The sequence below is a fragment of the Colidextribacter sp. OB.20 genome, assembly GCF_009911595.1.
Taxonomy (GTDB): Bacteria; Bacillota; Clostridia; order Oscillospirales; family Oscillospiraceae; genus Lawsonibacter.
In genome coordinates, this window is sequence record NZ_QWKG01000042.1 from 13,515 (window position 1) to 36,169 (window position 22,655).

General features: G+C 62.4%; 23 protein-coding genes. 15 read left to right on the forward strand and 8 right to left on the reverse strand.

From position 1 onward, the window contains the following. The first annotated feature begins 44 nt into the window (after positions 1–44). Positions 45–278, forward strand: a complete 234-nt coding sequence (locus tag D1641_RS11305) for a hypothetical protein (RefSeq protein ID WP_160665735.1) — start codon at positions 45–47, stop codon at positions 276–278. Beyond that, positions 259–582, forward strand: a complete 324-nt coding sequence (locus tag D1641_RS11310; protein ID WP_243149359.1) for a sigma-70 family RNA polymerase sigma factor — start codon at positions 259–261, stop codon at positions 580–582. Before D1641_RS11305 ends, D1641_RS11310 begins: the two co-directional genes overlap by 20 nt. A 34-nt stretch (positions 583–616) precedes the next feature. Here the strand turns inward: D1641_RS11310 and mgtE are convergent, their stop codons facing one another. The 8 genes from mgtE to D1641_RS11350 all read right to left on the reverse strand — a co-directional run bounded on the left by mgtE (position 617) and on the right by D1641_RS11350 (position 13,552). Then, complete coding sequence (gene mgtE / locus D1641_RS11315; RefSeq protein ID WP_160665737.1) at positions 617–1,966, reverse strand: magnesium transporter; 1,350 nt, start codon at positions 1,964–1,966, stop codon at positions 617–619. 417 nt (positions 1,967–2,383) lie between these two features. Continuing rightward, complete coding sequence (locus D1641_RS11320; protein WP_160665739.1) at positions 2,384–4,831, reverse strand: glycogen/starch/alpha-glucan phosphorylase; 2,448 nt, start codon at positions 4,829–4,831, stop codon at positions 2,384–2,386. A 196-nt stretch (positions 4,832–5,027) separates the two neighbouring features. Then, entirely contained in the window at positions 5,028–5,909 is an 882-nt protein-coding gene (locus D1641_RS11325) for a hypothetical protein (RefSeq protein WP_160665741.1), read from the reverse strand. 118 nt (positions 5,910–6,027) lie between these two features. Further along, entirely contained in the window at positions 6,028–7,467 is a 1,440-nt protein-coding gene (gene glgA, locus D1641_RS11330) for a glycogen synthase GlgA (RefSeq protein WP_160665744.1), read from the reverse strand. A gap of 148 nt (positions 7,468–7,615) precedes the next feature. Then, positions 7,616–8,731 carry a glucose-1-phosphate adenylyltransferase subunit GlgD gene (glgD, locus tag D1641_RS11335; protein ID WP_160665746.1) on the reverse strand — a complete coding sequence of 372 codons (1,116 nt, stop codon included), beginning with the start codon at positions 8,729–8,731 and terminating at the stop codon, positions 7,616–7,618. Continuing rightward, the gene (locus D1641_RS11340) at positions 8,728–9,936 is read right to left on the reverse strand and encodes a glucose-1-phosphate adenylyltransferase (protein WP_160665748.1); all 1,209 of its coding nucleotides are present in this window, start codon (positions 9,934–9,936) and stop codon (positions 8,728–8,730) included. Before D1641_RS11340 ends, glgD begins: the two co-directional genes overlap by 4 nt. Positions 9,937–10,015: 79 nt before the next feature. Further along, on the reverse strand, positions 10,016–12,148 hold the full coding sequence (glgB, locus tag D1641_RS11345; RefSeq protein WP_160665750.1) for a 1,4-alpha-glucan branching protein GlgB: 2,133 nt from the start codon (positions 12,146–12,148) through the stop codon (positions 10,016–10,018). 255 nt (positions 12,149–12,403) lie between these two features. Continuing rightward, positions 12,404–13,552: a D-alanyl-D-alanine carboxypeptidase family protein gene (locus D1641_RS11350; protein ID WP_160665752.1), complete on the reverse strand. Its 1,149-nt coding sequence runs from the start codon at positions 13,550–13,552 to the stop codon at positions 12,404–12,406. Between the two features lie 234 nt (positions 13,553–13,786). Here D1641_RS11350 and D1641_RS11355 point away from each other — a divergent pair, with 234 nt between their 5' ends. From D1641_RS11355 to D1641_RS11415, 13 genes are all read left to right on the forward strand, one after another. Beyond that, positions 13,787–14,086, forward strand: coding sequence for an XRE family transcriptional regulator (locus tag D1641_RS11355; RefSeq protein ID WP_160665754.1), 300 nt, complete (start codon positions 13,787–13,789; stop codon positions 14,084–14,086). Position 14,087: 1 nt separating this feature from the next. Then, positions 14,088–15,377, forward strand: a complete 1,290-nt coding sequence (locus tag D1641_RS11360; protein WP_160665756.1) for a PBSX family phage terminase large subunit — start codon at positions 14,088–14,090, stop codon at positions 15,375–15,377. A 213-nt stretch (positions 15,378–15,590) separates the two neighbouring features. Next, complete coding sequence (locus tag D1641_RS11365) at positions 15,591–16,730, forward strand: serine/threonine protein phosphatase (protein ID WP_160665758.1); 1,140 nt, start codon at positions 15,591–15,593, stop codon at positions 16,728–16,730. Next, the gene (locus tag D1641_RS11370; protein WP_160665760.1) at positions 16,727–17,614 is read left to right on the forward strand and encodes a hypothetical protein; all 888 of its coding nucleotides are present in this window, start codon (positions 16,727–16,729) and stop codon (positions 17,612–17,614) included. The genes D1641_RS11365 and D1641_RS11370 overlap by 4 nt, the downstream gene beginning before the upstream one ends. A gap of 259 nt (positions 17,615–17,873) precedes the next feature. Next, the gene (locus D1641_RS11375) at positions 17,874–18,887 is read left to right on the forward strand and encodes a phage major capsid protein (RefSeq protein WP_160665762.1); all 1,014 of its coding nucleotides are present in this window, start codon (positions 17,874–17,876) and stop codon (positions 18,885–18,887) included. 4 nt (positions 18,888–18,891) lie between these two features. Then, the gene (locus D1641_RS11380) at positions 18,892–19,248 is read left to right on the forward strand and encodes a hypothetical protein (RefSeq protein WP_160665764.1); all 357 of its coding nucleotides are present in this window, start codon (positions 18,892–18,894) and stop codon (positions 19,246–19,248) included. Next, positions 19,245–19,568, forward strand: coding sequence for a hypothetical protein (locus tag D1641_RS11385; RefSeq protein WP_160665766.1), 324 nt, complete (start codon positions 19,245–19,247; stop codon positions 19,566–19,568). The genes D1641_RS11380 and D1641_RS11385 overlap by 4 nt, the downstream gene beginning before the upstream one ends. Next, a complete protein-coding gene (locus D1641_RS11390) occupies positions 19,565–20,068 on the forward strand; it encodes a hypothetical protein (RefSeq protein ID WP_160665768.1) in 504 nt (167 codons plus the stop codon). The genes D1641_RS11385 and D1641_RS11390 overlap by 4 nt, the downstream gene beginning before the upstream one ends. After that, on the forward strand, positions 20,065–21,123 hold the full coding sequence (locus tag D1641_RS11395; RefSeq protein WP_160665770.1) for a phage tail sheath subtilisin-like domain-containing protein: 1,059 nt from the start codon (positions 20,065–20,067) through the stop codon (positions 21,121–21,123). Before D1641_RS11390 ends, D1641_RS11395 begins: the two co-directional genes overlap by 4 nt. 146 nt (positions 21,124–21,269) lie before the next feature. After that, on the forward strand, positions 21,270–21,659 hold the full coding sequence (locus tag D1641_RS11400) for a hypothetical protein (RefSeq protein ID WP_160665772.1): 390 nt from the start codon (positions 21,270–21,272) through the stop codon (positions 21,657–21,659). A 10-nt stretch (positions 21,660–21,669) separates the two neighbouring features. Continuing rightward, positions 21,670–22,047, forward strand: a complete 378-nt coding sequence (locus D1641_RS11405) for a hypothetical protein (protein WP_347707422.1) — start codon at positions 21,670–21,672, stop codon at positions 22,045–22,047. Further along, a complete protein-coding gene (locus D1641_RS11410) occupies positions 22,041–22,301 on the forward strand; it encodes a molybdopterin oxidoreductase (protein WP_347707421.1) in 261 nt (86 codons plus the stop codon). The genes D1641_RS11405 and D1641_RS11410 overlap by 7 nt, the downstream gene beginning before the upstream one ends. Next, positions 22,294–22,655, forward strand: a 362-nt coding sequence (locus D1641_RS11415) for a hypothetical protein (protein WP_160665777.1), incomplete at its 3' end; no start/stop codon positions are given. The genes D1641_RS11410 and D1641_RS11415, both read left to right, overlap by 8 nt.

Consider the following 22,655-nt stretch of genomic DNA (forward strand, 5'->3'; position numbering starts at 1 on the left):
TGCGCCCAGTGCTTGGAACGTTTCAAATGTGAGGAGGAATTGCCATGACATTAGCAGAGCTGTCGCTGGAGTACCGGGCCCACGCCCACGCCCTGGACCTGCGTATCTGCCAGCTGGAATATCGGCTGGAGCGCACAAAAAATGCGGACAAGCGCTGCCAGCTCCAGGACCGGATCCGGATGCTGTCCACCATGCTGAGAGAGGCCAATGAGCTTGCCGTTCTCACCGAGCGCTACTATGACAGGGGGTACCGCCGGAATGCCAAATACACGATATAGAAAGGGCAAGCTGTACGCCGCCGACATGGCCATGTACAGCCGCCAGATTGCGGCGGACAACAGCCAGGAGATCAGCCGGCTGAAGCGTAACCTGATTCGGGCCCTGCGGGAGGACGTCACCGCCAAGCAGCGGCAGATGCTCCTGCTGTACTACGCAGAGGGGAAGAACATGCGGGAGATCGGCGAGTCCATGGGCATCGACAAGTCCACCGTCTCCCGCACCATCAAGCGGGGAGAGCGGCGGCTGCGCCGCTGCCTGCGCTACGGCGCCGAGGCCTATCTGCGCAATATGGACGACTTATAACGGCAAGTCCCCGGCCAAAGGCCGGGGACCGGGCTTATATTGCCAAAATCCGGGTGGCGATGGCGAAGTAGACCAGAAGAGACAGGGCGTCTACAATGGTGGTGATGAAGGGGGAGGCCATAACGGCGGGGTCGAAGCCCAGCCGCTTGGCCAGCATGGGCAGGGTGCAGCCGATGAGCTTGGCGATGACAATGGTAAAGAAGATGGTCAGGGCCACCACCAGGGCCACGGTGGGACTCTTCTGGTCGACAGCCATGACCTTTCCAAACACCACCGTCCCCAGGGTGAGAGCGCAGAGAATGGACACCCGCAGCTCCTTCCAGATTACCCGCAGCCAGTCGGCGAACTCCACATCCCCCAGGGACATGGCGCGGATGATGGTCACCGACGCCTGGCCCCCCGAGTTGCCCCCGGTGTCCATGAGCATGGGGATAAACAGGGTCAGGGCGGCGTTGGCGGCCAGAGCCTCCTCGAAGAAGCCCAGGATAGTGCCTGTGAAGGTGGCAGAGATCATCAGCAGCAGCAGCCAGGGGATGCGGTGCTTCCAGGTCTCGATGACGCCGGTCTGAAAGTAGGGCTTGTCGGTGGGAAGGATGGCGGCCATCTTCTCGATGTCCTCAGTGGCCTCCTCCTCCATGACGTCCATGGCGTCGTCGAAGGTGATGATGCCCACCAGCCGGCTGTCGCTGTCCACCACGGGCAGGGCCGACAGGTCGTATTTGGAGAACATCTGGGCGACCTCCTCCTTGTCCTCATGGGTGGTGACGGACAGGACGTTGGTCTCCATAATGTCGCTTATTTTGGTCTCATAGGTGGACAACAGCAGCCGCTTCACCGTCACCACCCCCAGGAGCACACGGTTTTTGGTGACGTAGCAGGTGTAGACCGTCTCCTTGTCCAGGCCCACCTTCCGGATGCGGGCGAAGGACTGCTCCACAGTGGAGTCGGGGTGGAGGTAGACGAACTCCGTGGTCATGATGGAGCCGGCGGAGTCCTTGGGGTAGTTGAGCAGCCGGTTGATCTGGTTGCGGGTGGAGGCGTCGGTGTTGCGCAGGATGCGGTCCACCAGGTTGGCGGGCATGTCCTCGATGAGGTCCACCGTGTCGTCCAGGTACAGCTCGTTCAGAACCTCCCGCAGCTCCCTGTCGCTGAGGGCGCCGATGAGCTTCTCCTGGTCCTCGATATCCTCCAGGTAGGAAAAGACCTCCGCCGCCAGCTCCTTGGGCAGCAGGCGGAAGACCAGAATCTCCTGGTTGACCTCCAGCTCCTCCAGAAAGTCGGCGATGTCCACCTCGTTCATCTCGACCAAAATCTCCCGCAGGCGGCGGAATTGGCGGGCCTGGACCAGCTCCATCAGCAGGTCCTGATTGTAGTTGTCGTGCATGGGACGGTTCCCCCTTTCGTTTTTGCCCCGCCCGGGGCGGAATAGCCAAAACGAAAAGCACAAAAACCACAGGCGCACCGTACTCCCTTCGGGACGGCCCACCTGTGGCTGCACGAATCCAGGGGGAGAGGAGGGCCCTCTCCGGCTTACCGGCGGCGGGACAGGGACCCGGCCCGTTCCGCCGCCCCTCGTTCGTGGCAGCTCTCCGTTCTCTGGCAACTTCGGCCTTTCATTCCAGGTCCCACTTCCTTCCCGATGCAGTATTTATAGTTTCTTTACATCTTATACTATTGTACCACCCTTTGCCCGATTTGACAAGGGGACAGGCTGTCAATTTTACATCCCCGCCCCACCGGGAAAAGAGGAAGCAGGCGGCCGGGCCGAGAGGCCAGCCGCCTGCTTTGCGCGTGGAGCAGCTTATTTCCGGGTGGGCACGTGCCAGATATCCCGGGCGTAATCCCGGATGGAGCGGTCGGCGGCGAAGATGCCCGACCGGGCGATGTTGATGAGGGACATCTGATTCCAGAGCCGGCGGTCGCCGTAAGCGGTCAGGGCCCGCTGATGGGCGGCGCAGTAGCTGTCGAAGTCGGCCAGGAGCATATACTCGTCGGCCTGGCTGCCGCCCTCGCCGAAGAGCAGCCGCTGGGTCAGGTCGGAATAGGACACGCCGTCGCTGAAGCCGGTGGTGAGCTGGTCCAGCACCCGTTTCAGGGCGGGGTTGTGGAGGTAGATGTCGTGGGGGCGGTAGCCCTCCCGCTTGCGCTGGTTCACCTGCTCGGTGGTCAGGCCGAAGAGGAAGATGTTCTCATCCCCCAGCTGCTGGTGCATCTCCACGTTGGCGCCGTCCAGGGTGCCGATGGTGAGAGCGCCGTTCATCATGAACTTCATGTTTCCTGTGCCGCTGGCCTCCTTGCCGGCGGTGGAGATCTGCTCGGAAATCTCGGAGGCGGGCATCAGCTTCTCAGCCAGAGAGACCCGGTAGTTCTCTAAAAAGACCATCTGCAGCTTGTCCTTGCAGACAGGGTCGCCGTTGATCTGAGCAGCCAGGGAGTTGATGAGCTGGATGATCTCCTTGGCAATGTGGTAGCCCGGGGCTGCCTTGGCGCCAAAGAGGAAGGTCTGAGGAGTAAACTCCATGTTGGGGTTGTCCTGGAGCGTCTGGTACAGATGGATGATGTGCAGCACGTTGAGCAGCTGGCGCTTGTACTCGTGCAGGCGCTTCACCTGGACGTCGAAAATGGCATCAGTATTCAGGATGATGCCGGACTCCCGGGCGACGTAGGAGGCGAAGCGGCGTTTATTCTCCAGCTTGATGGTCTCCAGGCGCTGGAGGACGGACTGGTCGTCCTTGGACTTCTCAAAATCCCGCAGGGCCTCGGGGTGGAGGAGATAGCGGTCCTCGCCGGCGCAGTCCTTGATGAGGGCGTCCAGCCTGGGGTTGATCTGAGACAGCCAGCGGCGGTGATCAATGCCGTTGGTCACGTTTTTGAACTTGTTGGGCTCGGCCTGGTAGGCATCCCGGAATACGTCGCGCTTCAGAATCTCGGAGTGGAGGGCGGATACGCCGTTGATGGCCTGGCAGGCGCAGACGCACAGGTTGGCCATGCGCACCTCGCCCCCCCAGATGATGGCCATGTGGGCGATCTTGCCCATGTCGCTTCCGTAGCGGCGCTCCAGCTCCTGCTGGTAGCGGGCGGCGATCTCCTTCAGGATCTGCCAGATCCGGGGGAGCAGGTCCTCAATGAGCTTCTGGGGCCAGCGCTCCAGCGCCTCGGCCAGGACGGTATGGTTGGTGTAGCAGACAGAGTCGGTGACAATATGCCAGGCCTCGTCCCAGCCATAGCCCTCCTGATCCATGAGGATGCGCATCAGCTCGGGAATGACCAGGGTGGGGTGGGTGTCGTTGATCTGGATAACGTGCTTACGGGCGAAGTTGCGCAGGGTGCCGTACTGGGCCTTGTGCTTACGGGTGATGGACTGGATGGTGGCCGATACGAAGAAGTACTGCTGCTTCAGGCGCAGGGATTTGCCCTCGTAGTGGTTGTCGTCGGGGTAGAGGACCTTGGCGATGACCTCGGCCATGGCCTGCTGTTCCACCGCCTTGAGGTACTCGCCCCGGGAGTACAGAGACATGTCCACAGGCAGAGGGCTCTTGGCGTCCCAGAGGCGCAGAGTGTTGGTGTGCTTGGTCTGATAGCCGGCGATCTTCATGTCCCGGGGGATGGCCAGCACCGCAGTGTAGCCCACGTGCTCCGGGTGGTTGACCCCATGCTCGTCCCAGCTGTCCACAATCTGGCCGCCGAAGCGGACCTCCTCGGTCTCCTCCATCTTGGGAATCAGCCAGGCGTCGCCCAGACCCAGCCAGTTGTCGGCCAGCTCCACCTGCTTGCCCTCCACGATCTTCTGCTTGAAGATGCCCAGCTCGTAGCAGATGGAGTAGCCGGTGGCGGGAATCTCCAGGGTGGTCATGGAGTCCAGGTAGCAGGCGGCCAGACGGCCCAGACCGCCGTTGCCCAGGCCGGCGTCGGGCTCGGACTCAAACAGGTCGGAGGCGGAGAAGCCCATGTCCTCCAGAACCTCTCTCAGAGTGTCCAGGAGCCCCAGGTTATAGGCGTTCTTCTCCAGAGAGCGGCCCATGAGGAACTCCAGAGACAGATAGTGGACCTGCCGCTGCTGCTTCTCCCAGATCTCATTGTTGGTGGCCATGCGGTGGCGGGACATGATATCCCGCAGGACCAGGGCGCAGGCCTTGAACATGTGGTTGTTGTTGGCCGTCTCTACAGTGCAGCCAAAGTTGCGCTGGAGCTTGCCGGTGATCATTTCGGTCAGCTGCTCCTTGGTGTATTCGGGTGTATATTGATCCATAACAGTACCTCCTGTATGTTTTTGCAGACAGAAAGAAGCTAAGCTTCTTGACAAACTAGTATTTTACCAGATTTTTAGAGAAGCGTCAACAATCGGAGCGGAGGAAAATGGGGAGGATTTTACGGAACGGTCTATCAGGCAGGGACAAAACAAGCCCCGTCCAAATGGACGGGGCTTGGAGAAGGAAACTAGAAACTTATCCACTATGGACAGCCAGATATTTAGTAACACTGTCGTAAAAGTTTTCTACTATTTGCGTACTACCGTCAGAATAATGTATTTTTAGGTTCCATTTTTCGTTATGGGGAGTGACATAGCCTAAATGTTCAGAGGGATCTGAACCTGGCTTATGACACCATGTTCCAGTGCTCGTTTGAAGCCAAAAATGATAATCCCATTGATCTAAATGTTGTCCGTTATTAAGGGAAATAATACGATTGCCAACCCTGCACGCAATGCGCCACTCATCAGAATTTATTGAAGCAGTATTTGAAGAAATTGACCTAGCCCATCCATTAAATGCAGCAGCCATATCATTATTTACTCTCGACGAAACAGTGGTCACATTATCTCCCCAAGAGACAGAACCGATTGAAAGTGATCCAGGATTGTATGAGCGAGAATAAACACCGATTGCATACGAATAGCAATTTGGTACTTTTCCACTTTGGGAAGAGTATGGCCAAGCAACTCCATAAGAAGATGTTGCATAAGGAGAAACTGCTCCTCTTGTCTCAAGGGAAGCAATTTCTGATTCAGATACAGGGGGTATGTTTATTGCGTTCAACTGAGAAAGAAATGGAACAGCCAGAATTGCATCTCCGTCTACATCTGTTATCAATGTGGCACCCTGTGCAATTCGTTCTGCGGCCTTTTCTGCGCTGATAATGCGGACCGGATATATGTTCTGCAGCTGGGGGTACCGCTCTAATGCTTCGACCAGTGTTATATCCGGGGGAAGCTGTGACAAAGTAATGGGAGTATTTTCGGCGTAATAGTCATAATCGGCAAGTGCGGGAATACAGAGCAAGGAAAAAACGAGGGCAAAACATACAAAGCGTTTCATTCGTTTAAACATTACTTCTCTCCTTTCTGAATCCGTGAATGTGCTTCATTCACTATACATGACTAACTAATGGTACAGATATAATATACAATATTTAAAAGGAAATGTCAAGGCCATTTAGCGATAATAGTTACAAGCGCTGATAGATATCCAGATACTGCCTGGCGGAGTTCTTCCAGGAGAAGTCGGCGGTCATGCCCTCCTTTTGCAGGCCGCGCCAGGCCTTCTTGTCGGTGTTGTACAGGTCCACAGCCTCCCGCAGGACCCAGATCATATCGCCGGCGTTGATGTTGGTGAAGGTGAAGCCCCGGCCGGTGCCCTCGAACTTGTTGTAGGGGGTGACGCTGTCCTTCAGGCCGCCGGTCTCCCGGACCACGGGGATGGTGCCGAAGCGCATGGCGATCATCTGGCTCAGGCCGCAGGGCTCGGAGACAGAGGGCATGAGGAAGATATCAGCTCCAGCGTAGATCATGTTGGACAGGGGTGCGGAGTAGGTCAGCTGGGCGGAGAAACGGCCGGGATACTGGCTCTGAGCGTGGCGGAAGGCCTCCTCATACTGCCAGTCGCCGGTGCCCAGGACCACCATCTGCACGCCCTTGGTGCCCAGACCCATGATCTCGTGGAGGGCGTCGGTGACCAGGGAGAAGCCCTTGTGGCCCACCAGCCGGGAGACGCAGGCGATGAGGGGCACATCCGGGTCTTCCTGGAGACCCACCGCCTTTTGCAGGGCGGCTTTGCAGGCGGCCTTACCCTTTACGGGAGCTTTCGCGGTGAAGTTGGCGGCCAGACCCTCCATCTTGACAGGATCATAGAGCGCCACATCAATGCCGTTGAGGATGCCCTCCAGCTTGCCGCTCTGCTGGTTGATGACCCCGTCCAGGCCGTGGGCGTAGAAGGGGGTGCGCAGCTCCTGGGCGTAGGTGGGGGAGACGGTGGTGACAAAGTTGGAGGACATAATGGCCCCCTTCATCAGGTTTACATCCCGGTGATAGGCCAGCATCCCCTCATTGAAGTAGCTGCGGTCCAGGCCGATGACGTCCTGGAGGACCTGGTCGCCGTAGCGGCCCTGATACTCGATGTTGTGGATGGTGTAGACGCTCCTGGCTCCGGCCAGCTGGGGAATGCGGTATTTCTCCTCCAGGAGGTAGACGGGGACCAGGGCGGTCTGCCAGTCGTTGCAGTGGATGATATCCGGGGCCCAGTCCAGCTGGCCCGGGGTCTCGATGACGGCGCGGGAGAAGTAGGCGAAGCGCTCGCAGTCGTCAAAATGGCCGTACAGCTGCCAGCGCTTGAAGTAATACTCGTTGTCCACGAACCAGAAGGTGACGCCCTGGTGCTCCAGCTCAAAGAGGCCGCAGTAGACCTGCCGCCAGGCCAGTGTCACGTTGAAGTATTTCAGGAAGGTCATCTTGGCCCGCCAGTCCTCGCCGATGCCCTCGTAGAGGGGGAGGATCACCTTGACCTCGTGGCCCTCGGCCGCCAGAGCCTGGGGCAGGGAGCCGGCCACGTCGGCCAGTCCGCCGGTTTTGATGAAGGGGGCCGCCTCGGAGGTCGCAAACAAGATTTTCATAAATTAGTCCTCTTTTCGGTTGTTAGTAGGGGGCGGCCTCCGGGCCGCCCCGCCGTCCCGGGGTGGGGACGGCAGCAGGGAAAGCGGTTTTACTTAGGAACGGGGCGGCACAGAGGCCGCCCCCTACGGGTGGATGTTACGTGAAAAATCAGACGACAGAGCCCTTGGCAATGGCCAGGGGATAGGTGAGGTGGCCCATGAGCATACGGCCCTCATTGACGGTGACGTCCTTGTCGGTGATGACATAGGACAAGGAGGCCCCCGCCTTGACCACCGTGCCCTGCATGAGCACACTGTTGGACACCTTGGCGCCCTTTTCCACGATGACGCCCCGGGAGAGGATGGAGTTCTCCACCTCGCCCTCGATATAGCAGCCATCGGACACCAGGGAGTATTTGGAGACCGACTCGGGCCCGTAGTAGGTGGAGGGGTTGGACTGGTCCTTGGTGCGGATGGGACGGGCGGGGTTGAACAGGTCGGCCCGGACGGCGGGGTCCAGCAGGTCGTGGGAGCGCTGGAAGTAATCGCCCACCGACTGGAAGCGGGCCACATAGCCCTTGTGGACATAGGGGACGATTTTCAGAGACTTCAGGCGGGGCTGAAGAACGCCGCGGCTGAAGTTGTACACGTCGTGGGCGGAGCAGTAGTTCACCATGTCCAGCAGAAGCTTCTTGGACAGGATGTACACCTCCAGGGACTCCAGCGCCTTGTCGGCGGTGGTGGGGTGGACCGAAAGATCGGTGACCCGGCCCTCGGCGCTGACCTCCACATATTCGGAGAACTGAGGGGCGCCCCGCAGGGTGGGAGTGCACACCATGGTGATGTCTGCCCCGGAGTTCAGGTGCTGCTCAAAGACCTGACTGACGGGCAGGTTGATGGCCTGATCGCCCCAGGCCAGGATGACATAGTCCTGACGGATGTCCTCCAGATAGTCGGCCACACCGGACAGGGCCTCCATATTGCCCCGGTACTCGCCATGGCCCAGCTCCGCGTAGCTGAAGGGGGGCAGGATGCGCAGGCCGCCGTGCTTGCGGCTCAGCTCCCAATCCTTGCCGGAGCCCAGGTGGTCCAGCAGAGACTGATAGCTCTGGTGCACCACCAGGCCAACGTCGGTAATGCCGGCGTTGACATAGCTGGAGAGCATAAAGTCGATGAGGCGGTACCGGCCGCCGAAGGGGACGGAGCAGGTGTTGCGGTGGCGGGTCAGCTCACCCAGATTGGCGTCGGAGCGGTACGCGAACAAAATTCCATGCAGGTCATTCATGCCCGCTCACCTCCCTTCACATCTTCACGAATCATGGCCTTGGGCGAGACCGCGGCCTTTTCGCCCACGTTGACTCCGCTGGCTACCACGGCGATGCCCCAGTCCTCGCTGCCGTCAGGGGCGGAGCCCACAACGGCCTCGGGGCCGATGGTGGCGTTCTCCGCCACGATGGAGTAGTGAACCTTGGCCCCCGCCTTGACGGTGGCGCCGGGCATGAGGATGGAGTACTGGATGTCGGCCCCTTGTTCCACGGTGACCGAGTTGAACAGAACTGAGTTGGCCACAGTGCCGTCCACCTGGCTGCCGCCGGTGACCAGAGAGTGAGAGATGGAGGCGTCGGGCCCGGTGACATGGGGGGGCTTGATGGGCGTGCGGGCGTAGATGGGCCAGCTCTCGTCGTACATGTCCAGGCCGCTGTTCCGGGACAGCAGGTCCATGTTGGCGTCCCAAAGAGAGTCGATGGTGCCTACATCCTTCCAGTAGCCCGCGAAGCGGTAGGCCATCAGCTTCTCGCCGGCGTTCAGCATGTTGGGGATGATGTTCTTGCCGAAGTCGTTGGAGGAATTGGGGTCGGCCTCGTCGTCGATGAGATATTTGCGCAGCTTGGACCAGGTGAATACATAGATGCCCATGGAGGCCAGGTTGCTCTTGGGCTGGGGGGGCTTCTCCTCAAACTCGTAGACCTTGTCGTCGGCCTCCACGTTCAGAATGCCGAAGCGCTTGGCCTCATCCATGGTGACCTCCAGCACCGAGATGGTGCAGGCCGCCTGGGACTTCTTGTGGAAGGTGACCATCTCGGAGTAGTCCATCTTATAGATGTGGTCGCCGGACAGAACCACTACGTACTCGGGGTCATACATATCCAGAAAGCCGATGTTCTGGTAGATGGCGTTGGCGGTGCCCTTGTACCAGCTGCCCTTCTCGCCCTCGCCCAGGTAGGGGGGGAGGATGTGAACGCCGCCGTCAGACCGGTCCAGGTCCCAGGGCTGGCCGTTGCCCAGATAGCTGTTCAGCTCCAGGGGGCGGTACTGGGTGAGGACGCCCACCGTGTCGATGCCGGAGTTGACGCAGTTGGAAAGGGGAAAATCAATAATACGGTACTTCCCGCCGAAGGGGACAGCGGGCTTTGCCACGTTGCTGGTCAGGGCATAGAGACGGCTTCCCTGGCCGCCGGCCAGCAGCATGGCGACGACTTCTTTTTTCATGGTATTCACCTCTTACTTTTGTTGGGGTGCGATGGCATCTATAGGGATCGGGGCCCGGGGCCCCGAGAGTGCCCTGAGGTTATTTTTTGGCCTTTTTGGCGCGGGCGCGCTTTGGCTTGTCAGCCGGGGCCTTCGCCCCCTTGGCGGGAGCCTTCTTTTCTGCCTTGACGGCGGGCTTTTTTTCCGCCTTGACGGGGGCCGCCTCCGCCTTGGCCGGCTTTTTCTCCGCCTTGGGAGCGGCTTTCTTCTCCTTAGCGGGGGCGTCCGCCTTCTCCGCCTTGGGCTTGCGGACGGGACTCTTGCGCACACAGCGGTAAATCACCGCGGACATGGGGGGCAGGTCCACCGCGAAGGACTGCTGCTGGTCGTGGCAGGGGATCTTCTCCGTCTTGATGGGGGCCTTGTCCCCCCGGCCCTCGCCGCCAAAGACGGGGTCGTCGGTGTTGAAGGCCACGCCCCAGCTGCCGGCGAAGGGAGCGCCCACCCGGTAGCCGTCGCGATGCTCGGGAGAGAAGTTGCACAGCACGATCAGGGGAGTCCCATTCCGGTCCCACCGCAGGAAGGCCACGATGTTGGCGGTGTTGTCGTCGGCGCACAGCCACTGGAAGCCCTGCCAGGAGTCGTCCTGCTCCCACAGGGGGGACTGCTCCAGATAGAAGGCGTTTATGGCCTTGAAGAACTCCTGAGTCTGGCGGTGGGGGGCGTATTGGAGCAGGTGCCAGTCCAGAGAGTACTCAAAGTGCCACTCGTTCCACTGGGCCAGCTCGGCCCCCATGAAGGTGAGCTTCTTGCCGGGATGGGTCATCATATAGGTGTAGAAGGCCCGGACGCCGGCAAACTTAAGCGGGTTGTCCCCGGGCATCTTGCCGAAGAAGGAGCCCTTCATGTGGACTACCTCATCGTGGCTGAGGGGCAGAATGTAGTTCTCTGAGAAGGCGTACATCAGGGAGAAGGTGATGTCCCGGTGGTTGAACTGGCGGAAGTAGGGGTCCAGCTTGATATAGTGGCAGATGTCATTCATCCAGCCCATATTCCACTTGAAGTTGAAGCCCAGGCCCCCGTCGTCCACCGGCTTGGTCACCTTGGGCCAGGCGGTGGATTCCTCGGCCACCATCAGCACGTCGGGATGGGCGGCAAAGACGGCGGTGTTCAGGTCCTGGAGGAACTTGATGGCCTCCAGATTCTCGTGGCCGCCGTTGACGTTGGGGACCCACTCCCCGTCCTTCCGGCTGTAGTCCAGATAGAGCATGGAGGACACCGCGTCTACCCGCAGGCCGTCCATGTGGTATTCCTCCAGCCAGAACATGGCCGAGGAGAACAGGAAGGAGCGCACCTCGGGCCGGCCGAAGTCGAATACATCGGTGCCCCAGTCCTTGTGCTCCCCCTTCCGGGGGTCGGCGTACTCATAGGTGGGGGTGCCGTCGAAGTTATACAGGCCGAAGGCGTCCCGGGGGAAGTGGGCGGGGACCCAGTCCATGATGACCCCGATGCCCGCCTGGTGCAGCTGGTCGATGAGGTATTTCAGGTCGTCGGGTACGCCGAAGCGGCTGGTGGCGGCGAAGTAGCCGGTGCACTGGTAGCCCCAGGAGGCATCCAGGGGATGCTCGGTGACGGGGAGGAGCTCTACGTGAGTAAAGCCCATCTCCTTGACGTAGGGCACCAGATAGGAGGTGATGTCACGGTAGCTGAGAAACTCCCCCTCACCGGTGCGCCGCCAGGAGCCCAGGTGGCACTCGTAGATGTTCATAGGCCGGCGGTAGGGCGGGTTCTTGGAGCGGAAGGACAGCCAGTCCCGGTCGCCCCACTGGTAGCCGGTGTCCAGGTCGTAGATTTTGGAGGACACGTCGGGCCGGGTGGCGGCGTGGAAACCGTAGGGGTCCGCCTTGCCCACAAAGGAGGAGCCGTCCGCCTTATGTATGGCGTACTGATAGGCGTCGTACCGATTCAGGCCGGGTACGAAGGCCTCCCAGATGCCGCCCTCTACCTTGGACATGGGGGTGGCCTCCAAGTCCCAGCCGTTGAAATCACCGATGATGGTGACCTTGGGGGCGTTGGGGGCCCAGACCCGGAAGAGATAGCCCTCGGTCCCACTTTCATCCGTGGCGGGATGGGAGCCGAAGCATTTCCAGGCGTGGGTGGAGCGGCCCTCGGTGAAGGCCTCCAGCTCCAGATAAAGGTCGTGTTCAGAGAGTTTTTCATGATATTTGGACATATTTTTCACCTCGTGACATCTTTTGTAAGCTACGGTCGGCTAAACTTAACAAGGACATATCAGATAAGCCTGTGTATATTTATCAAAATTATACAACAGGCTGGAGGGAACGTCAAGTAAAATAGTGGAAAATAGGGGTGGAAAGCAAAAGAATTTCCTGGAACGGCAAAGGATGGGGTCTCCTCTGCCGGCTTTGCGGACAGCTCCACCTGACAGGTGGAGCTGTCCGCCTGCGGGCGGGAAAGGTCTGCTCCATTATCCGGCCATCAGCAGCTTGCTCAGCATCCGGGAGAAGATACCGGGGACGGACAGGCGGTCTACCGGCTGGGAGGCCTGGATCGGGACGGTGTCCCGCAGCTCGCTGCCCACAAAGACCTCCAGCTTTCCCAGAACCTGGCCCTGCTCCACCGGGGCCTCCACGTTGGGAGTCAGGGAGAGGCGGGTGGTCACCTGGGACTCCTCTCCCTTGCGCACCAGCAGGCAGCAGCCCCGCTCCAGCTGGGGCTGAACCTGAGCCTGAGCCCCCAGCAGAACGTCCACTGGGGCAAGCGGGACCTCCGGGTAGACGGGGACCAGGGCGTAGTTGGCAAAGCCGTAGTCCAGCAGCGCCTTGGCGTCGTCAAAGCGCTGGTTGGTGGAGGGGGACTTCATCACCACGGCGATCAGCTCCATGCCGTCCCGCTCCGCCGTGGCCGACATGCAGTACATGGCGCTTTGGGTAAAGCCGGTTTTCAGGCCGGTGGTCCCCTGGTAGAAGCGGACCAGACGGTTGGTGTTGGTCAGGCCGAACTCGCCGTTTCGGATGGAGTCCATCCAGATGGTGGTGTACTCCCGGATCTTGGGGTGGTTCGCGATCAGCTCACGGGACATGAGGGCGATGTCATAGGCGGAGGTCACATGGCCCTGGGCGGGCAGGCCGGTGCAGTTGAGAAAGGTGGTGTCGACCATTCCCAGCTCCCGGGCCCGCTGATTCATCTGGGCGACGAAGGCCCCCTCGCTGCCCGCCACGTGCTCGGCCAGGGCCACCGCGCAGTCGTTGCCCGACACCACGGTGACGCACTTGATCATCTCGGACACGGGCATCTGCTCCCCCTCCTCCAGATAGACCTGGGAGCCCCCCATGCCTGCGGCGTAGGCGGAGACGGTTACCGGGTCGTCCAGAGAGATGCGGCCTGAGTCCACCGCCTCCATCACCAGCAGCAGAGTCATGATCTTGGTCACGCTGGCCGGCTCCAGCTTCTCGTGGGGGTTGCCCTCCAGCAAAACGGTCCCCGTCTCCTTCTCCATCAGCACGCAGGAGGCGCAGGACAGGGTAAGGCCGCTGTCTCCGGGGGCCGCCGCCGCCAAAGGGATGGCCGCGGTGAGCGACAGCGCGGCCAGAAGCAGAGATACATATTTTTTCATAGATGGTTCCTCCTGAATCCAAATCTAAGAATTTGTGGGTATGGTCAGGATGTGGAGAGGAGGTTTTTTCTATTCCTGAAGAGAAATTGGTATTTTTTGCAAACAAGCTTCAGTGTAATGGGCCGGAGGAGAAAAAGGGGGCGAAACCGCGGGGGAGCAAAAAATTTTTTTGCTGGTTGCATCGAAATGTACAACTTTCTCCCTCTGTCCCCCATGGGTGTAAGGAGGGGTGATGTGACAAAGACAAGTACGCTCCCGGGCAGGGAGCAGATTATACGAAGAATCTGGAGACTGGCCAACGCCGGGGCGGGAGACGCCGTCAAGCTGGCCTGCTTTCCCCCCGAGGAGTGGCAGGGGACAGAGAAGCTCAACCTGGACGCCCTCACCGAGTTCAAGCGGGGGAGCAATGGCGTGGTGGAGCTGAAGTTTGTGGACCGGGGGCGGCTGCTGGAGCGGCTGCTGGACACCGTGGACCACAGCGGCGAGGAGCAGGTGGACCGCTTCCTCCAGGCCATGGAGGAACAGGGGGGATAGGGTGGTCTTTTCCAAAAAGCAGCGCAGAGTGCTCACCTGGTGGAGGCCCGGCTCCCCGGACCGGGACAGGCAGGCCATCATCTGCGACGGGGCGGTGCGCAGCGGAAAGACGCTGTGCACCGGCCTGTCCTTTTTCTGCTGGGCCATGAGCTCCTTTCAGGGCCGCAATTTCGCCCTGTGCGGACGGACCATCCAGTCGGTGCGGCGCAATATGCTTTCTGAGCTGAGGCCCATGCTGGAGCGTATGGGCTTCCAGTGGACGGAGCAGGTGAGCAGGAATGTAATCCACGTGCGGCTGGGCGGGCGGCACAACGACTTCTACCTCTTCGGGGGGAAGGACGAGGGCTCCGCCGCCCTCATTCAGGGCATCACCCTGGCCGGCACCCTCCTGGACGAGGCGGCGCTAATGCCCCGGTCCTTTGTGGAGCAGGCCATCGCCCGGTGCTCGGTGACGGGGAGCAGGCTGTGGTTCTCCTGCAACCCGGAGTCTCCAGCCCACTGGTTTTACCAGGAGTGGGTGCGCAAGGCAGAGGAGAAAAAGGCCCTGAGACTCCACTTTACCATGGAGGACAACCCGGGGCTGTCCCGGGCGGTGCGGGAGCGGTACGCCAACACCTTTCAGGGGACCTTCTACCGCCGGTTTGTGCTGGGGGAGTGGGTGGCCGCCGAGGGGCTGGTGTATGACTTCTTTGACGAGAGCTTCGTAAAGCCGGTTCCGGAGGAGCCCTTTGAGGAGTGGTACATCTCGGTGGACTACGGGACCTCCAATCCCACGTCTATGGGGCTGTGGGGACGGAAGAACGGGGGGTGGTACAGAACGGCGGAATATTACTACGACGGCCGGGCGGCGCGGCGGCAGAAAACCGATGAGGAGTATGCCGACGACCTGGCCGGATTGGCCGGGGGACGGCCCGTCCGGGCTGTCGTCGCCGACCCCTCGGCGGCCAGCTTCTGCGAGACCCTCCGCCGCCGGGGCTGGCGGGTGAGGAAGGCGGACAACCGGGTGCTGTCCGGCATCCGGCTTACTGCCCGGCTGCTGAAGAGCGGGGAGCTGGTCATCTGCCAGGGCTGTGAGAACGCCATCCGGGAATTTGGTCTCTACCGCTGGGACGACAGATATCAGGGACAGGACCAGGTCCGCAAGGAGCACGACCACGCCATGGATGAGATCCGGTACTTCGCCGCCGTCGTGGCCGGGAGGAGCGGCCAGGGCGGGACCTTCGCCGGGTGCGTGGAGAGAGGGAGGTTTTGGGAGGGCACCCCGTCTCGCCGCAGCGAAAGGCCCCTTTAGAAAGGGGCTCCCGGCGAAGCCGGGTGGGGGATTGTGTTTTGCGAAGCAAAACATACGAAGTAAATGAAATTTCCGAGAAATGATTCGCTTCGCACATTTCGCCTGCGGCGAAATTCAATCCTCCGCCCCAGTGTGCGCACTGGGGCACCTCCTTTCAAAAGGAGGCTTTTTCGCCTGCGGACGGGACAAGAGATTACTTGAAGGAGGAGTTGCATGAAATGGTGGAAACAGAAGCGGCGGGAGCCACCCGCGCCAGTGGTGCAGGTGCGGCGGGGGGTGGGACAGCCCTTCGGGGTGCTGGACCGATATGTGCCCCTGCGCACCGGCGAAACTGCCCTGTACCGGGCCATCCGGGAGGGGGTGCCCATTGTGGACGCCGCCATCTGGAAACTGACCCGGCTGTGCGGCGGGGTGGGCGTCAAATGCACCGACCCCAGGGGACAGGCGGGGCTGGAGGAGTTTTTTAAGACGGTGGACACCGGCTGGGGCCAGCGGGGGGTGCAGTCCTTTCTGGACCGCTACCTGGACGACCTGTTTACCTGCGGCCACGGGCTGGGGGAGATCGTGCTCGCCCCCGGCGGAACGGACATCGCCGCCCTGCTGTGCGCCGACCCGGAACAGGTGGAGGTGAAGCTGGGGGACAGCCCGCTGGATTTTAAGCTGTGCCGGGCGGGAATCGGGGAGAACCGGGAGCTGCCCTTTCAGGAGCTGCTGCTCTTCACCCCCTTCCAGCCCACCGGAGACGCCCCCTGCGGGGTGTCTCTCCTGCGGTCCATGCCCTTTCTGGCCGGGATTCTGCTGAGAATCTTCCAGGCCACCGGCCAGAACTGGGAGCGGGCGGGCAATCTCCGCTTCGCCGTGGTATGTAAGCCCGGCGAGGGGGAGGAGGCCTTCGCTCAGGAGCGGTGCGGCCAGATCGCCCAAGAGTGGTCGGCCGCCATGCAGGCGGGGCGGGAGGGCTCCGTCCGGGATTTTGTGGCCGTGGGGGACGTGGACATCAAGGTCATCGGGGCGGACAGCCCTGTTCTGGACAGCACGACCCCCGTGCGGCAGATTCTGGAGCAGCTGGTGGCCCGGACGGGCATTCCGCCCTTTATGATGGGGCTGTCCTGGTCGTCCACCGAGCGGATGAGCGCCCAACAGGCCGATATGCTCACCACGGAGATTACCGCCATCCGGAGGGCGGTGGAGCCCGCTTTGTGCCGGGTGGCCGAGCTGTGGCTGCGTATCCACAGCTTTGACGGAAGGGCGGAGATTGTCTGGGAGGACATCAACCTCCAGGATATTGTGGAGGAGGCCAGGGCCGAGCTCTACCGGGCTCAGGCGGAAAAATTGAGGAGGGAACAGGTATGAAAATCGTGAAGGAGGCCGTTGGGGGCGGACAGGCGGCGGCAACGGCTCAGGATCTGGAGCTGATTGGAACGCTGGCCCGAAAGCCCCTGGGGGCGGAGGAGGTGTACACCTTCTCAGTTCGGCTGTGTGACAACGAGATTGACCGGGATTTTGAGCGGTTCACCACACAGACCCTGGAGGAGCTGGCCCCTATGTTTGTGGGCAGGGCGGGCATCTTTGACCACCAGTGGTCGGCCCGGGGACAGGCCGCCCGTGTATACAAAACAGAGGTGATCCGGGAGCCAGAGCGGGTGACACGGGCCGGGGACGGGTACGCCTGGCTAAAGGGCTATGCCTATATGGTGCGCACCGACAGCAATCGGGACCTGATCGCCGAAATTGAGGGGGGAATTAAAAAGGAGGTCAGCGTGGGCTGCGCGGTGGAGCACGCTGTCTGCTCTGTCTGCGGCTGTGACCGCGCTCAGACCGACTGCGGCCACGAGAAGGGAAAGGAATACGCCGGCCAGCTGTGCTGGGTCAGCCTGGAGGGGGCGCGGGACGCCTATGAGTTCTCCTTTGTGGCCGTGCCCGCCCAGCCCGCCGCCGGGGTGGTGAAGTCCTGGAGAGAGCGCCAGGCGTCCCGCCTGGAGGAGGAGGCTGCCCTGGGGCGGAAATGCCTGGAGAGCCTCCGGAGTGAGGTGGTCCGGCTGGCCCTGCTGGCTGACCGGGAGCTGTCCGCCCAGGCCATGAAATCTCTGGCGGACAAGCTGTCCCTCGCCGAGCTGGAGGAGCTGCGCAGATCCTACGCCCGGCAGGCCGGGGAGCGATTCCCACTGAAAACCCAGCTGAGCTATGAGACAAAAGACGCCGGGTTAGACGAGGAGAACAGAGCATTTTTGGGGTGAGGCACCTCGGTCTGGCCTGCGGGTGAGATGCCCCCTCAGTCAGCGGCCATGCCGCTGACAGCTCCCCCACAAGGGGGGAGCCAAGGCCCTGGGGGTATGGGGGCTGTGTAGGGCGCGACGACCCGGCGCGCCAAAAACAGGCCAAGGACGGCGGGGCGGGGTCCTCCCACCCCGGACAGACAGCAGATCTGTTTCAACGGGCGGATAATATCCGCCCTTACGAAGAGAGGCAACATAATCAGAAGGAGTGTGGACTATTATGGCATTTTATTACGACAATCTGAAGCTGGACAAGGGGATGTACCGGGAGGCCGGCCGGTCCTTCAGCCAGGTGCTGGAGCGGGAGGACCCCAGTGAGCGGTACAAGGGCACCAGCCTGGAGGGGCTGGACGCCTTTCAGCGCCAGCTCAAGCGATTCAACATCAGGGTGAAGGGGGAGACCAGCGACCCGGTGGAAGCCTTCTTCCGCACCTCTGACGCTGCGGTGCTCTTCCCCGAGTACATCTCCCGCACGGTGCGTCAGGGCATGGAGGAGGGGGACATTCTCCCCAATATCACCGCCGCCGTCACCAAAATCGACGGCCTGGACTACCGCTCCATCACCTCCGAGGCCGGAGGCGAAGAGAAAACCCTCCGGCAGGTGGCGGAGGGCGCCGCCATTCCCGCCACCACCATTAAGGTCCAGTCCAACCTGGTCAAGCTGAAAAAGCGGGGGCGGATGCTGGTGGCCAGCTATGAGGCGGTGCGCTTCCAGAAGTTGGACCTGTTCTCCGTCACCCTGCGGCAGATCGGCGCCCACATCGCCCGCACCCAGCTGGAGGACGCGGTGGACGTGCTCGTCAACGGGGACGGCAACTCCAACCCCGCCGCCGTGACCACTATCGGGGGGGACAAGACCTTGGATTATGCCGCCCTGGTGGACTTCTGGGCCAAATTTGACCCCTACACCATGAACACCCTGCTGGTGTCCAGCGACGTGATGCTCCAGCTGCTCAAGCTGCCCGAGTTCCAGAACCCACTCACCGGGCTGAACTTCCAGGGCACCGGAAAGCTGTCCACCCCCCTGGGGGCCAGCCTGCTGCGCACCTCCGTCCTGGATGAAAAGACCGCCATCGGCCTGGACCGCCGCTTCGCCCTGGAGATGGTCCAGAGCGGAGACGTGATGGTGGAGTATGACAAGCTCATCGACCGCCAGCTGGAGCGGGCCGCCATCACCACTATCAGCGGCTTTGCCAAGGTGTTCACCAAGGCCAGCCAGGTGCTGAAGGTGTGATGAGATGACGCAGGAAATTTTGGCCCTGTGCAGGGTGATGGGGGCCGCCGGCCAGGAGGAGCTGCTGCTCCCCCTGGTCCAGGCCGTGGAGGGCCAGCTGGCCGCCCAGCTGAGGGAGGGGACCACCCCGGAGGACTGCGGCCCGGCCTTTCCCCTTGCCGCGGCCATGGTGGTGACGGACTGTCTGGCCGGAATGACCGGGGCAGAGGAGTGGTCGTCCTTTACGGCCGGGGAGTTGACAATCAGGCGGGAGGCGGGAGCTTCCGGCCGGGGGAGCAAAAGCCTGACCCAGCGGGCGGAGGAGCTGCTGGCCCCCTGGACAGGGGAGGCCGGCTTTGCCTTTCAGGGGGTGCCGGGATGATGGAAGGGCTGTGGAGCGATATCCTGGAGCGCTTCGGGGAGGATGTAATCCTCCGGAAAAATGAGGTTGATATTCCTGCCCGGGCCCTGGTACAGCCCTGCCTGGAGCTGAGGAAGGGGCAGGAACTGCCCGGTCCCCTGGGTCTGGAGCGGCAGGAGCGCTTCCGCTATTTGGGGCCGGCGGGGCGCCCGCTGGACTTGGACACCGTGGTGGTGTGGAGGGACAGGGACTACCGGGTGCGTTGGGCCCAGCTGACGGGCGAGGGGGTCTGCCCCCACTGGTGGGCGGTGCTCTGCCCCAGAGAGGAGGAGGTCCTGTGAGCGCGGGATTGGAAGGGATCTGCCGGGAGATGGCGGACTATCTGAACAGCCGGGGGGTCCCGGCGGTCACCGCCTGGCCTGTGGAGGCCCGGAGGGAGCTGAAGCAGACTGTGGCGGTGGTCTCTCTCCGGGGGTGCAGGGTGGAGCCCTCGGGCCTGCAGAACTATCTGGGAGACCGATATGACCGGGAGACAGGCCGCTGGGAGGAGCGGTATGGCCGGAAGGCCCGGATTACCCTGGGCCTGGACCTCTACGCCCCGGAGAAGGGGGATGGGGCGGCCCTCCAGGCCGCCTTCGACGCCCTGGCGGAGGCCCTGCTTCTGGGGGAGCCGGAGGGCCTGACGGTGGAGGACTTCTCCTGCGGACAGACTGCCCGGGACGGGGAGAGCCGGCGGCTGAAAAGGCCGGTGGAGGCGGTATGCACCGCGTGGCTGAGCGCTGTCCAGCATTTGGACGGCGGGTTTACTGATTTTGAATTGAGAGGTGTGGCGAAGGTATGAGTATTACAGTACATCAGCGTCCGGGGGTCTATTCCTCCTACGACGCCTCCGCTGTGGTCAGCGGAAAGGGGACCGGCAGGCTGGTGGGGCTGGCCGCCGTCAACACGGCGGCCCAGGCCGGGAAGGTCCAGACCGTCACCAGCTATGACCAGGCGGTGACTCTGTTCGGCGCAGGGGGCGCCGAGGATATGTCGGAGCTGATCCGGCTGGCCCTGAAAAACGGGGCCTCCGGCGTGGCGGCTGTGGCGGTGGCCGGCGCGGAGGGCTATCAGGAGGCCTTTGCCCTGCTGTCCAGGCTGGAGAATATCGGCGTGGTCCTCTGCGACAGCACGGATCAGGCGGTGCAGAAGCAGCTGCGAGACAGCGTGATCGAGGCCTCGGACCAGCGGCGGGAGCGGCTGTGCGTGGCGGCGGGGGCCAAGGGGGAGAGCGTGTCTGAGCTGATTGCCCGGGCCAAGGAGCTGAACCACGAGAGGGTGGTGCTGGCGGCCCCCGGCGCACTGGACCGGGAGGGGAAGCCCATCTCCGGCCTGACCCTGGCCGCCGCCGTGGCGGGGGCCATTGCCGGGGAGAGCGACCCCGCCGTCCCCCTGGGGGGCGCGGAGCTGTCCGGGCTGAACGGCCTGTCCGCCCAGCTGGAGGACAACGACATCGACCTGCTGGTGCTGGGGGGCGTCACCCCCCTGGAGAGCGTGGGCGGCGCCGTCAGCGTAATCCGGGGGGTGACCACCAGGACGGCCTCCGGCGGGACGGAGGACACCGCCTGGCGGGACCTGTCCTCCATCCGGGTGGTGGATGACGTGATCCCCGGCCTGCGCGGCGCTCTGCGGGCCAGGTTCCGCCAGTCCAAGAACACCGAGCAGAGCCGGGGGGCTATCCGGGCCCAGGTGGTGCTGGAGCTGGAGAACAAGCTGGCCCGGGAGATCATCACCGGCTATGACGGCGTGACCGTCACCGCCGACAGCGAGGACCCCACCCGATGCCTGGTGGATTTCTCCTTTGCGGTGGCCCACGGGCTGAATCAAATCTGGCTGACGGCGCACGTCACGGTGTAATCAGGAGGAGATAAGAGGGCGGAGGCGGCCTTTGTCCGCCTCTGTGGGCATCAATTTAATCTGTGTAGGGCGGGACGACCCCGGCCCGCCTGCTTCAGACGGCGCGCCGAGTCGTCGCGCCCTGCAAAAATCAAGGAGGTTATGGAATGAGCATTCCTGGTTTTCCCACCAGCAGCGATATCTATCTGGAGGTGGACGGGGTCAGGGTGGCGGTGGTCCAGAGCTACGCCGCCAAGACCACCAAGAGCAGCTCGGCGGTGGAGGCCTTCGGCGAGCCGGAGCCGGTGGCAACTATCCCCGGCCAGGCCGCCCATGTGATCGAGCTGAGCCGGCTGTACGCCACCGACCAGGCCGTTCGGGACGGCATCGACTTCTACGCCCTGGAGAACTTCTCCCTGGTCATCTGCAAGCCCGACCGGAAGATTATCTACTCTGGCTGTCAGTGGAGCGCCATCCAGGAGAGCGCCAGCATCGGCAGCATGGTGTTGGAGAAGGTCACCCTGGTGGCCTCCCGCCGGATTGAGACGGGGGTGTAAGGCCGTGGCGGTGTCTATTTTGGCCGGAAAAGACCGGATCAGCCTGGGGAACGGCTTCGACCTGCGGCTGCTGTCGGCGCTGGAGGTCCTGCAGGCCCGGCGGGAGAGCGGAGAGCTGGCCGCCGGAGAGGGGGAACGTGCCCTGTGCTCCAACGCCTGCCTGCTGGCCCGGGCTCTGGAAAAAACGGAGGACAAGACCCCCGTCTTTTCCGGCGGGCAGGAGGTGCTGGCCGGGCTGACCGTGGAGGAGATCGCCGCCCTGGCCGGGCGGTGGAGCGCCTTCAGCCGGGAGAGCGGTCCGGGACTGGACCTGTCCCCGGAGGAGCTGGAAAAGGTAAAAAAAAACTCCGGAGCGACCCCGGGGAGCGGCTGCGCTGGCGTGTGCTGAAACAGTTTCGCGCCCTGCCCACCGAGGGGCGGGCCAGGGCCATGAAGGACCGGGACTATCTGTGGTGCCTGGCCAACGCCCTGGTGGACCGGGAGGAGGAGCTGGACCGGCTGTGTCCCGCCTGCCGGGCCCGGGCGCTGGAGGAGAAATGTCCGGCGTGCGGCCAGACCCTGGCGGAGGGGGAGGAGATGGCAAACCCGGCCTTTGACATGGAGCGGTTTGCCCGGCTGAGAGGAGGGGAGCGCCTTGCCTGACTATCTGGAGGAGGCGCTGGACAATCTCCGGGACCTGCTGGACCAGGTGAAGCGGCTGGAGCGGGAGTTGTCCTCCGGCGGAGCGGCGGAGACAGGGACCCACCCGGCCCTTCCTTCAGCCGCAGAAGGGGAGTCCCTCCGGGAGGAGGAGAGACCTCCCGCCGGGGAGGGCGTCTCGGAGCGGGAGGAGGACACGCTGATAAGCCAGAAATACGACCCGGTTTACCGATGGGAGGAGCGGAACCGGCGGCGGGAGGAGCTCCCTTTGGAGGCTGGCCCCGGCGCGGAACGGGCGTCCGGGGAGCCGGAGGCCCGCCGCCAGACCTGGGCGCCGCCGGAGCTGGAAGCTCCCCG

What these genes read in the sequence shown, in the direction of transcription:
- glgD (WP_160665746.1), bottom strand. Translation starts at nt 8,731, where the DNA reads ATGAATGACCTGCATGGAATTTTGTTCGCGTACCGCTCCGACGCCAAT.
- D1641_RS11320 (WP_160665739.1), bottom strand. Translation starts at nt 4,831, where the DNA reads ATGGATCAATATACACCCGAATACACCAAGGAGCAGCTGACCGAAATG.
- D1641_RS11350 (WP_160665752.1), bottom strand. Translation starts at nt 13,552, where the DNA reads ATGAAAAAATATGTATCTCTGCTTCTGGCCGCGCTGTCGCTCACCGCG.
- D1641_RS11325 (WP_160665741.1), bottom strand. Translation starts at nt 5,909, where the DNA reads ATGTTTAAACGAATGAAACGCTTTGTATGTTTTGCCCTCGTTTTTTCC.
- D1641_RS11380 (WP_160665764.1), top strand. Translation starts at nt 18,892, where the DNA reads ATGACGCAGGAAATTTTGGCCCTGTGCAGGGTGATGGGGGCCGCCGGC.
- D1641_RS11375 (WP_160665762.1), top strand. Translation starts at nt 17,874, where the DNA reads ATGGCATTTTATTACGACAATCTGAAGCTGGACAAGGGGATGTACCGG.
- D1641_RS11305 (WP_160665735.1), top strand. Translation starts at nt 45, where the DNA reads ATGACATTAGCAGAGCTGTCGCTGGAGTACCGGGCCCACGCCCACGCC.
- glgA (WP_160665744.1), bottom strand. Translation starts at nt 7,467, where the DNA reads ATGAAAATCTTGTTTGCGACCTCCGAGGCGGCCCCCTTCATCAAAACC.
- D1641_RS11370 (WP_160665760.1), top strand. Translation starts at nt 16,727, where the DNA reads ATGAAAATCGTGAAGGAGGCCGTTGGGGGCGGACAGGCGGCGGCAACG.
- D1641_RS11310 (WP_243149359.1), top strand. Translation starts at nt 259, where the DNA reads ATGCCAAATACACGATATAGAAAGGGCAAGCTGTACGCCGCCGACATG.
- D1641_RS11385 (WP_160665766.1), top strand. Translation starts at nt 19,245, where the DNA reads ATGATGGAAGGGCTGTGGAGCGATATCCTGGAGCGCTTCGGGGAGGAT.
- D1641_RS11400 (WP_160665772.1), top strand. Translation starts at nt 21,270, where the DNA reads ATGAGCATTCCTGGTTTTCCCACCAGCAGCGATATCTATCTGGAGGTG.
- D1641_RS11340 (WP_160665748.1), bottom strand. Translation starts at nt 9,936, where the DNA reads ATGAAAAAAGAAGTCGTCGCCATGCTGCTGGCCGGCGGCCAGGGAAGC.
- mgtE (WP_160665737.1), bottom strand. Translation starts at nt 1,966, where the DNA reads ATGCACGACAACTACAATCAGGACCTGCTGATGGAGCTGGTCCAGGCC.
- D1641_RS11395 (WP_160665770.1), top strand. Translation starts at nt 20,065, where the DNA reads ATGAGTATTACAGTACATCAGCGTCCGGGGGTCTATTCCTCCTACGAC.
- glgB (WP_160665750.1), bottom strand. Translation starts at nt 12,148, where the DNA reads ATGTCCAAATATCATGAAAAACTCTCTGAACACGACCTTTATCTGGAG.
- D1641_RS11365 (WP_160665758.1), top strand. Translation starts at nt 15,591, where the DNA reads ATGAAATGGTGGAAACAGAAGCGGCGGGAGCCACCCGCGCCAGTGGTG.